Annotated in this window: 8 protein-coding genes; 4 read left to right on the forward strand and 4 right to left on the reverse strand. The window is 65.2% G+C overall.

Annotation, left to right across the window (positions count from 1 at the left end; all coding sequences use genetic code 11):
* The 4 genes from RMO57_RS18565 to RMO57_RS18580 form a co-directional block, all read right to left on the reverse strand.
* A partial coding sequence (locus tag RMO57_RS18565; RefSeq protein ID WP_414896454.1) for a helix-turn-helix domain-containing protein occupies positions 1–249 on the reverse strand: 249 nt, incomplete at its 3' end.
* On the reverse strand, positions 246–473 hold the full coding sequence (locus tag RMO57_RS18570; protein ID WP_310389183.1) for a type I restriction-modification system subunit M N-terminal domain-containing protein: 228 nt from the start codon (positions 471–473) through the stop codon (positions 246–248). The genes RMO57_RS18570 and RMO57_RS18565, both read right to left, overlap by 4 nt.
* A gap of 143 nt (positions 474–616) precedes the next feature.
* On the reverse strand, positions 617–1465 hold the full coding sequence (locus RMO57_RS18575; protein ID WP_310389185.1) for a rhodanese-like domain-containing protein: 849 nt from the start codon (positions 1463–1465) through the stop codon (positions 617–619).
* The gene (locus RMO57_RS18580) at positions 1458–3485 is read right to left on the reverse strand and encodes an aminotransferase class V-fold PLP-dependent enzyme (RefSeq protein WP_310389187.1); all 2028 of its coding nucleotides are present in this window, start codon (positions 3483–3485) and stop codon (positions 1458–1460) included. The genes RMO57_RS18575 and RMO57_RS18580 overlap by 8 nt, the downstream gene beginning before the upstream one ends.
* Positions 3486–3609: 124 nt before the next feature.
* Here RMO57_RS18580 and asd point away from each other — a divergent pair, with 124 nt between their 5' ends.
* The 4 genes from asd to RMO57_RS18600 form a co-directional block, all read left to right on the forward strand.
* Complete coding sequence (asd, locus tag RMO57_RS18585; RefSeq protein ID WP_310389189.1) at positions 3610–4470, forward strand: archaetidylserine decarboxylase; 861 nt, start codon at positions 3610–3612, stop codon at positions 4468–4470.
* 334 nt (positions 4471–4804) lie between these two features.
* A complete protein-coding gene (gspG, locus tag RMO57_RS18590; RefSeq protein WP_310389191.1) occupies positions 4805–5248 on the forward strand; it encodes a type II secretion system major pseudopilin GspG in 444 nt (147 codons plus the stop codon).
* Between the two features lie 48 nt (positions 5249–5296).
* Entirely contained in the window at positions 5297–6493 is a 1197-nt protein-coding gene (locus tag RMO57_RS18595) for a type II secretion system F family protein (RefSeq protein WP_310389193.1), read from the forward strand.
* On the forward strand, positions 6490–7959 hold a 1470-nt coding region (locus RMO57_RS18600), incomplete at its 3' end, for a GspE/PulE family protein (protein WP_310389195.1). The genes RMO57_RS18595 and RMO57_RS18600, both read left to right, overlap by 4 nt.

Genomic DNA, 7959 nt, shown 5'->3' on the forward strand with positions numbered 1-7959 from the left:
GTTCAGGTTATTGAACAGCTCGGTACGCACCTTATCGATCTGCTCGATACCCACCGGCTCGAACTGGCCTTTGCGCTCGCGCATGCCAAGCACCACCAACCCACCATCGGTGTTGGCCATGGCGCTGTAAGTCGGCCAGAAATCATCGGGCAGCGCGCCCCTGCTATCGCGGCCATTGGCCAGCTTGCATTCGAGCGAAACGGATTCGCGCAGCAGTGACAAGTCCTCCAGGGACTGAAACGCCTTCATGCGGCCTCCACAGCTTCGGTGAGTCCTTCAACAGACAGCTCGCCGGCGAGCAGCTTCGGGAGCAGGGTGTCACGCAATTCGCCGAGCACACCGTATTTCAAGAAGAACAGGCCCAGCACCACATACTTGTTGACCGAGGCGCCTAAGGCGCTGCGCAGCTTGTCAGCGGCAGTCCAAAGCCTTTGTTCGAGACCAATGAAAAACTGCTGTTCGACGGAATTCATGACTGGTCTTTTGTCCTCGGGGTGTTCGTGCTTGATCGGCGAGCTAATCGTGGGGGCCATTCATCCGCTGCGAGTGCCGATTCTGGCAGCTTTGGACTTGACGATTGCTTTGCCCGTTATGACGCGGCTTGCCGCCGCCAGGTTCAAGCCGCCGGATCGAGCCGGCGCGCCCTGGCCAGCCGCCAGGCTTCATCCGGCTCGCCCGCATAGACGTCCTCGGCCGTGGTGGCGGTTTCTTGCAAATGCGTGTCGATGGCGATGCGCTTGTCAAACACAAAGCACTCGCCCTTCCAATCGGCGGAGGCATCCGGCAAGGCGTCGAAGTAACTGATGATGCCGCCGTCGAGTTGGTAGACGTCGAGGCCCTGATCCTGCATCCAGGCGCTGGTTTTCTCACAGCGTATGCCGCCGGTGCAATACATCGCGATGCGCTGGCCCTTGGCCTTCCACTCATCGGCATGCTCGGTTACATAGGCCGGGAAGTCGCGGAAATGCGCGACCTTGGGGTCGACCGCGCCCTCGAAATGCCCGAGCTTGAACTCGAAGCTGTTGCGGTTGTCCAGCACCAGCACATTGGGCTCTTTGATCAACTCGCGCCAGCGCGTGGCCGAGACATGCGTATCGGGCTTGCTCGCATCCGGCAGGCCGGACACGCCCGGCACCCCGAAGGCAACGATCTCGGGCTTGCTGTGGACCTTGATCAGCGTGAAGGGCTGGGTCGTGCAGGCGCTGTGTTTGAACACCATGCCGACAAAGGCGCCGCCGAAAGCGGGGTCGTTTTGTAGCGCTTGCTCGAAGGCGGCCAGCGCCGCGGCCGGCCCGGCGATCGCCGCGCTGATGCCTTCGGGCGCGACCAGGATATTGCCGCCAATGCCGGTCGTTGGCTGGCTCAGCTCGCGCAGCCGCGCGGCTACAGCCTCAGGCTCGGCCAAAGCGACAAAGCGGTAAAAGGACGCGTGAATATGAGCGGGAGTGGGGTCGAGATCAGACATACAGAGCGGGGTCGGGTTGATGCTTGGAAAGGGTTGCCGTGGGCAAGAGCGCCAGGCCGCCGGCCAGCGTCCAGGCTTGGCCGTGGCCGAGGCGGGTCAGTGCCAGCGCGGCTTGGCGGCTGCGGTTGCCAGTGCGACAGAAGAACAACAAAGGCCGCTGCGGCTGCTCGGTCAGCCAAGGATGTATCGCGTTCAACAAGCGCGACAGAGGCATCGCCTCCATTTGCACACCGATCAGTTCAGGCGTTTGGCTTAGGAACTGCTCATAGGGCTCACGCACATCGACCAGCAGCGCGTCGGGGTGGTAAGTCATGAAGGCCTTCAACTGCGTGCCTTGCACCTGTTGGGCGGCGAGTTCTTCCGTAGGCTCGGCGCTGGCCAGGCAGCGAGCCACCTGTTGCGCCTCGTCGCGGGCTGGGGCCAGCAAGCTGTTCGGGCCTACACAAGCGGTTAAGTCGGCAGGCTCGCTCAGCCCTGAGAAAGCAATCGCCGGCACGTCGGTTTCACCGAGTAGCAAGACTTGACCCTGCCGCGTCAATTGCTGCTTGCCGAGCGCCAGTGCGGGCACATCCAGCGGCCAACCCAAGGCATCGCAGGGGCGCGTCGGCATCAGCTCGGGAACAGCCTCCGCCAGCAAGGCGCGCGCCTGCGCATGCTCGGCTTCGCCGGTCGTGCTCAAGACCGCCAGCACTGGGTAGCCCTGGCAGGTCAGCGCTTGCGCGAGCCGAAACACCTGCTCCGGCCGCGCGTCAATCAGCACGCAGCGTTGGCTGAGGGCATCGGCCAGCAAGTAGCAGCAGGCGCCGTCCTGCATAAAGCGGGTGATGCCGTCGCCGAGCGTCGCAAAATTATTCGCGGGGCTCAGGCAATGCCGGCGCAGCGACTCGCCGCAGGCGCGGATGCGGGCACAGGCTTCATCGATAAACGCCGCATCGACGGCCGGGCCAATCGACAAGCGCACCGCGCCGGCCGCCTGCCAGTCCGGCAGGCCCATGGCCTGCAAGACAAAACTGGGCGCGGCCTTGGCCGCACTGCAGGCGGAGCCGCCGCTGACGCGCACATCGGCGGCGTCGAACAGGTCTTGCAGCAGGCGCGAGCTCAGGCCCGGCACGGCAAAGTTCAGCGTGGTCGGCAGGCTCAAGGCCATCGGCGCATTGAAGACCAAGCCAGGGAAGGCTTCTACTAACGCTGCTGCCAAGCGGTCTCGAAAACCGCTCATGGTGGGCTCATCGCGCAGCGTTGCGCCATCGCTCAGTGCGGCCAGCACTGCGCCCAAGGCGGCGATGCCCGACATATTCTCGGTGCCCGAACGCAGCGAACCCTCTTGCCCGCCGCCCGCCATCAACGGCGTGAACGGCGCGCCGGCCCGCACATAAAGCAGGCCTATGCCCTTTGGCGCATAGAGCTTGTGGCCTGAAAACGGCGCGTAATCGATGCGGCGATCCCGCAAGCGCAGCGGCAGCTTGCCCAGGGCCTGCACGCCGTCCACCAGCCACAGCGCCGGGCTGCCAACCAGCGCCGCCTCGATGCCGTCTAAATCACTAATGACGCCCGTCTCGTTATTGGCGGCCATGGTGCAGACCAGACCGGCGCGGGCGCTGTGCTGACGCAGAAAAGCCAAATCGTGGCGTCCCTGGGTGTCGACCGGGATTGCCTCGATCTGTAGATCTAGCCCCAGCACCTGGTTCCAATGCTTGAGCGCCTCGGGCACCGCTTTGTGTTCGGTCGCGCCATAGAGCAGCAACTCGGCTTGCAAATTGCCGCGCAGTGAATTCAGCGCCGACAGCACAGCGGTCTGAATGCCCTCGGTGGCGCCGCTGACGAACAGCAGCGCGCCGTCACCGGTGTCGAGCAGGCGCTGCGCCCCTGCCCTAACGCCGTCGATCAGCGCCTTCGCCTTCAGCCCGGTGCTGTGCACGCTGCTGGGGTTGCCGTAGTCCTCCACCATCGCCTGGATGGCCGCGGCCTTGGCCTGCGGCAGCACCGGCGTGGTGGCATTGGCGTCGAGGTAGATTTCCATGGGTGGCACAGACAGGCGCTGATGGGCAGAAGCCGGCATCGTACCCGCCCGGCGGGGCGAGGTTGGAGTTTGCGCGCGCACTCCAACCTACAATCCCGACCCTTGACTCAGGGGGAATCAATCCGTGTCCGACCGCTCCGCCGTGCTGCTGCAATACCTGATGCCCAAACAGGCGCTGACCCGCTTTGCCGGCCGCGTCGCTTCGGCGCGCATGGGAGCGATCACGACGGCCATCATTCGCCGTTTTGTCGCCCGCTACGACGTCAATATGGCCGAGGCGGCCGAGCCGGATATTGCCGCCTACCCGAGCTTCAATGAGTTCTTCACGCGTGCGCTGAAACCAGGTGCTAGGCCATTGTCCGAGGCGACGCTGCTGTGCCCGGTAGATGGCCGCATCAGCCAGTTCGGCGCCATCCAGGGGCAGCAGATTTTCCAGGCCAAGGGACACGAGTTCAGCACCGCCGCTTTGGTCGGCGGCGACGCGGCGCTGGCGGCGCAGTTTGACGACGGCATCTTCGCCAATATCTATCTGAGCCCGCGCGACTATCACCGCATTCATATGCCGGCGGCCGGCCGACTGTTGCGCATGATTTATGTGCCGGGCGAGCTGTTTTCGGTCAACCCGGTCACGGCGCGCGGCGTGCCCGGTTTGTTTGCGCGCAATGAGCGCGTGGTCTGCGTGTTTGAGGGCGTCCATGGGCCTTGGGTGCTGGTCTTGGTGGGAGCCACCATCGTCGGCAGCATGGCCACCAGCTGGCATGGCTTGGTCAACCCGCCGCGGCCGGGCAAGGTGGTCGAGTGGGATTACCGCGGCCAGCAGATCCAGTTGAAGAAGGGCGAGGAGATGGGGCGCTTCTTGCTGGGCTCCACCGTCGTGATGTTGTTTCCCAAGGGGCCGTGGGGTTTTAACCCGGCTTGGGTGGGTGAGGATCTGGGGCGGGCGGGGAGTGCGGTGCGGCTGGGTGAGGTGATGGCGAACCGCTGAGCGCGCAGGCGCGGCTCGACGTTCCAGCGGCGCCCGTAGAGCGCTAAGAGATCGCCCTCAGCACGCCGCGGCCGGTCAGGCCGAGCCGACTGTCATAGGCGCCCGTTACAGTGTCACAGGCCATCTACCCCTGGGGGCCGAGGCCAGTCGCTTTGCGTCAGGCACCCATGGGGGAGTAGAAATAATTGGGGAACGGCCCGGCGTGCTGTTTCTCAAGGGGGTGGTCAAGTCCCAATTGCTGCGGCCCGTTTCGGATGCAATAGTGTCAAACAGAGCGGCTCAAGGTGTGCAGTTGGCCGTCAAGACAAGATAAATGTGTAAATGTGAATTGGTCATGGTTTCTTCATTCAGCAACAAGATCGGCAAGAGCAATAGAAATTCGAGCGGCTTCACCCTGCTTGAGTTGCTGGTGGTGATGGTCATCATCGGCCTGCTGGCTGGCTATGTCGGCCCGAAGTTCTTCGGCCAGATTGGCAAGTCCGAGGTGAAGGCGGCGCGGGCGCAGATCGACGGGCTGCAAAAGTCGCTCGATCAGTACCGGCTCGATGTCGGCCGCTATCCCACCACCGAGCAGGGCCTGGCGGTGCTGGTCGCCAAGCCGGCCGACGAGCCGCGCTGGGCCGGCCCCTATTTGAGCAAGGCCGTGCCCAAGGACCCCTGGAAGATGGACTACCAGTACCGCTCGCCCGGTGAGCATGGCGAGTACGACTTGCTGTCCTTCGGCCGCGACGGCCGCCCCGGCGGCGAGGGCGAAGACGCCGACCTGGTCAGCTGGTGAGTGTTTGTTCTTGCCTAGCTTGTTGAAAGCGCCCGCTGCAGCCAGCCCATGCCTGTCTACCTGACCCGAGTTTTTCACGCCGACGGGGTGCGCACCCAGCGCGTGGAGGCGCCCGACCGCCAGTCGGTGGCGGCCGCCTTGGGCGTGGCGCCCCAGCATGTGCTGGAGGTGCAGGAGGCCGCGCAGCCTAAGCCGGGGCGCGCCGGCCGCACGGCGGGCAGGAGCTTCCCGCTGCAGTTGTTCAGCCAGGAGTTGGCCGTGCTGCTGGACGCCGGCATCTCCTTGCTGGAGGCGCTGAATACCCTGCGCGAGAAGGAAGCCAGCGACTCCGTCAAGCTGGCGCTGGACGCGGTGATCGCCAATATCGAGCAGGGCCAGCCCTTGTCGGTGGCCCTGCGCGAGCAGCCGCAGGCCTTTGATGAATTGATCTGCGCCATCGTCGCCGCCAATGAGCGCACCGGCCAACTCAGCGCCGCCTTGGCCCAACATGCGCGCTACCTGGCCTGGGTCGAGAGCCTGCGTGCGCGCCTGATCGCCGCCTGCGTCTACCCGCTGATGCTGCTGACAGTGGGCGGCGCGGTGATTTTGTTTTTGCTGCTCTATGTGCTGCCGCGTTTTGCCGGCATTCTGGACGGCCTGGGCAATGACTTACCTTGGGCCTCGCGGGTCTTGATCGGTTTCGGCCAGACCGCCGGAGCCCACCCTTTTGCGGTGTTAGCGGGCATCGCGGCGCTGGCCGTTTTGGCTGTGGCGGTGTGGCGCCAGCCGGCTTTGCGTCGGCGTGTGCAGGCCAGCTTGTGGACGCTGCCCGGCCTGGGGCCGCGGCTGCGCGTCTTGGCCTTGGCGCGGCTGTACCGCAGCCTGTCGATGTTGTTGGCCTCGGGCGTGCCGGTGTTGGCCTCGCTGCGTATCGTCCAAGCCGTGGTGGCCGAGCCTTGGCGGCCGGCGGTCGCGGCAGCAGCGGCGCAGATCGAGCGCGGCGAGCGTTTGTCCGAGGCGCTGGAGGCCAACGACTTGGCCACGCCGGTGGCGCGCCGCATGGTGCGGGTCGGTGAGCGCAGCGGCGAAGTGGCCGCAATGCTGGAGCGCGCGGCCGCCTTTCACGACGAAGAAGCGGCGCGTTTGACCGAGCTGCTGACGCGGGCGATCAACCCGGCGCTGATGTTGATCATGGGTGTGTTGATAGGCGGGATTATTGTTTTGATGTATTTGCCAATTTTCCAGCTGGTGGAGCAAGTCCAGTGAGTTCGGCCGTTAGCAATCATTCCCTCGCCGATGCCTTGCCGGCCGAGTTCGGCCCTTGGCAACTTGACTTCGAGCATTGGCCGCAGGCGCAGGCGCAGCGCTGGCGGGCGGTTTTGGCGCTAGGTGCTGGTGGCCGCAAGATGCTGCTGGGCGACCGCGCCGCCGACCCGCTGCTGCTGCAAAGCGTCGAGGCGCGCCTGCAAGAGCCGGTGCGCTGGTTGCGCTGCGAGGCTGCGGCCATCACCCATTGGCTGGGCGCCGGCGAGGCCGACTTTCGGGCGCTGTCCGATGTCGAGGAGGCCGCCGCCGTGGGCGAGGCTGCCGGCGGCGCGCTGGAGTTGTCGGCGCTGCTGATGTCGGAGCAGGCCAGCCCGGTGGTGCGCCTGCTCAACGCCACGCTGTACGACGCGCTGCAGGACGGCGCCAGCGATGTGCATATCGAATGCACGGCGCGCGGCGCGGCGATCCGCTTTCGCGTCGACGGCGTGATGTCGATGGTGCGCACGGTCGACGGCGCGGCGGTGGCCGAGCAATTGGTGTCGCGGCTGAAGGTGATGTCGGAGCTGGACATCGGCGAGCGCCGCCTGCCGCAGGACGGCCGCTTTCAGCTCAAGGTGCAGGGCCGGGTGGTTGATTTCCGTTTGTCCATCATGCCCAGCGTGTTCGGCGAAGACGCGGTGGTGCGGGTGCTGGACCGTGCCCGCATCGAGCAGACCGGTGGCAGCCTGACCTTGGATGCACTCGGCTTCCCGCCGATTGAACGCGCCGCCATCCGCGCCCAAGCGCGCCAACCGCACGGCATGCTGCTGGTGACAGGGCCCACCGGCAGCGGCAAGACCACCACGCTGTACGCAACGCTGGCCGAGATCCATACCGGCGAAGACAAGATCATCACCATCGAAGACCCGGTCGAGTACCAGCTGGCCGGCGTGGTGCAGATCCCCGTCAACGAGAAAAAAGGCCTGACCTTCTCGCGCGGCCTGCGCTCGATCCTGCGCCACGACCCCGACCGCGTCATGGTGGGCGAAATCCGTGACGCCGAGACCGCACAGATCGCGGTGCAGGCGGCGCTGACCGGCCATTTGGTTTTTTCCACCGTGCACGCCAACAACGCCTTCGACGTGATCGGCCGCTTCATGCATATGGGGCTGGACCTGTACAACGTCGTTTCGGCGCTGAACGCGGTGTTGGCGCAGCGCCTGGTGCGGCTGACCTGCAAACATTGCGCGCGGCCGTTTCAGCCCGATGCCGTAACGCTGAATCGCTACGGATTGACGGAAGAAAAGGACACGAATTTCCTCAAAGGCGAAGGCTGCGGCCATTGCCGCGGCACCGGCTACAAGGGCCGCCGCGCCATTGCCGAGATATTGACCCTGAACGACGAAATCCGCGAACTGATTGTCGACAAGCGCCCGATCCGCCAGATCAAGGCCGCTGCGTACGCCAACGGCACCCGCAGCCTGCGC

Source organism: Roseateles sp., assembly GCF_031397715.1.
In the GTDB taxonomy this organism is placed as follows: domain Bacteria; phylum Pseudomonadota; class Gammaproteobacteria; order Burkholderiales; family Burkholderiaceae_C; genus Paucibacter_A.